Source organism: bacterium (assembly GCA_040755795.1).
Taxonomy (GTDB): domain Bacteria; phylum UBA9089; class CG2-30-40-21; order CG2-30-40-21; family SBAY01; genus JBFLXS01.
Genome location: JBFLXS010000565.1, coordinates 1 through 2,157 on the forward strand (window position 1 = coordinate 1; position 2,157 = coordinate 2,157).

Consider the following 2,157-nt stretch of genomic DNA (forward strand, 5'->3'; position numbering starts at 1 on the left):
TGGTCTGGTTGGATTTCTCGGGCTAATTGAAATAATCTCCGGGCACTATTCTTATTCTCATCAATAAACATAATTTGAAGTGCTAATTTCCCTCGATATTCTTCTCTAAAAGCCCTTATGCCATTATAAATCTCATCAAATTTAATTCCTCTGGCGGGGTTATTTATTAATTCAAGTGTTTCCTGTGAAAAGGCATCTAATTTGAGAATAACGAAATCTGCCAATGTTAATTCCTGACGGACATCAACTTTATTGATTAAGGTTGAATTAGTTAAAACGGCAATAGGTTCTTTTCGGAGTTTTTTTATTGCAGTTATTGTTTCACTTAAATTTATGGCGAGTGTAGATTCACCTCTACCAGAAAAAGTAATATAATCTATCTGACAATCAGGTAATCTTTTTATTTCTTCAATTATCTCTTGTGTGGAAACATATAATTTCCTTTGGGTAAGGTATTTTAAATTCCTTCCAATCTGACAATAACAGCAGTCAAAATTACATATCTTCTCCTTCTGCGAAAGCAAATCTATTCCCAGAGAATTGCCTAATCTCCAGGAAGCCACAGGGCCATAGATATATTTAAATTTCATGTAGAGACTTTCCTCTTCTTTAGCATTTCCAGTTGATTTTTAAGGGATTCCCGTGTTTGTTTTTCCATACGGTCGATAAAAACTATTCCATTGAGATGGTCAATTTCGTGTTGAAGGACTCGAGAGGGTAATCCTGTCGCCTCTATTTCTATGGTTTCACCATTAACATTCAAAGCCTTCGCTCTTACTTGCGTTGCCCTTCTTATTTCCACCCTTATTTCAGGAAAACTCAGGCATCCTTCTTCCCCGACATTTTCTCCTTCGCAAGATAAAATCTCCGGATTAATCAGCACAACAGGATTATGATGGTTTTTATCTTTTTCATTTTGGCTGGTATCCATAATGATAATACGGTGCAAAACCCCCACTTGATTAGCCGCCAGTCCAATACCATTTGCCGCATACATTGTTTCAATCATATTATTGATTAAATTTAATGTTCTTTTTCTTATTTTAGTTATCTCTTTCGCCTTTTTATGGAGGATAGGGTCAGGATATACTTTTATTGGTAAAATAGCCATAATATTAAAAACCTACCAGATAAAGGATTAAACCACAAAATAAACCAATGACAAAATTAATCAATTTTATCCATAAGGCATCTTTTATGGTATAAGATAGAAGTGGTAACATCCCATGACCATCCTGAATTATAGAACTTGTTAGAAGGACGGAAAAAGGGATAATTCCTTTTGCAAACATCATCACAAAGATAAGATGAGGACCGGATTCTGGAACTAAGGCAACTAAAGCCGCAATGAGGAGTACCCAGAATATATTAGTTTTAATAAAAGCCTCGATGTCCCAAAATTTAAGTCCCATATCCACGGCTAAAAGCGTAAAAAATGTCCATAAAAATACTCGCCACAGATGTTTTTTAACCAGATGATTCCAGATATGCTTTTCTAAGTAGTGGTCTGGAGCACTAATAACAATGGCAGTAGATAATACAGCTAACAAGATAAATACCATCTTTACCCAGGGTTCATTTTCATCCTCAATCATTCCTCCCCCTAACCCGTAAGTAATTATCATTAAAAATATGGCGAGTAAAAGGAATCTTGTAAATGAAATATTTCTAAAGTGTTCAATTATGCCCCGGACATCAGGAATTTTACATTCTTTTTCTAAGTGCAGTTCTGAAAGTTCGCATATCTGAGAGGACTTAATCTTTAAAATAGGTATAAGTTTATCTACTATCCAACCTGAGATAATGCCTAAGATAAAAAGAATGACAAATAGAAGTAATGCTTGTTTTGGAAACATAGTCAGCATGACAAATGCTTCGTCACCAGAGGCGGCAATCATTCCACCTGCCAATGCACCAAAACTTAAAAACCCATGAACATAAAAAGAGACATTCATAAATGCCCCCAGACAACCTGGTGTTGAGGCTAATGCCGAAGAGATTATATATTTCCTCCAATAACCACCTTTTATAAGGAGACTCATCTTGCCTTGAGTTAAAACCTCAATATAATCCACAAGCATCATCATCACAAAAACAAAGGCGGTTATCAACAAGCTATGATTTAGTGTGTGAGTTACTATTTCCATTATAATTTCC

At 35.3% G+C, this 2,157-nt stretch carries 3 protein-coding genes; all 3 read right to left on the reverse strand.

The annotated features are described in order from the left end of the window. Positions 1-590: radical SAM protein (locus AB1414_19695; protein MEW6609638.1), on the reverse strand; the 590-nt coding region annotated here is incomplete at its 3' end. Further along, positions 587-1,111 carry a peptide deformylase gene (def, locus tag AB1414_19700; protein ID MEW6609639.1) on the reverse strand — a complete coding sequence of 175 codons (525 nt, stop codon included), beginning with the start codon at positions 1,109-1,111 and terminating at the stop codon, positions 587-589. The genes def and AB1414_19695, both read right to left, overlap by 4 nt. Before the next feature lie 4 nt (positions 1,112-1,115). Further along, on the reverse strand, positions 1,116-2,157 hold a 1,042-nt coding region (locus AB1414_19705), incomplete at its 5' end, for a putative manganese transporter (protein MEW6609640.1).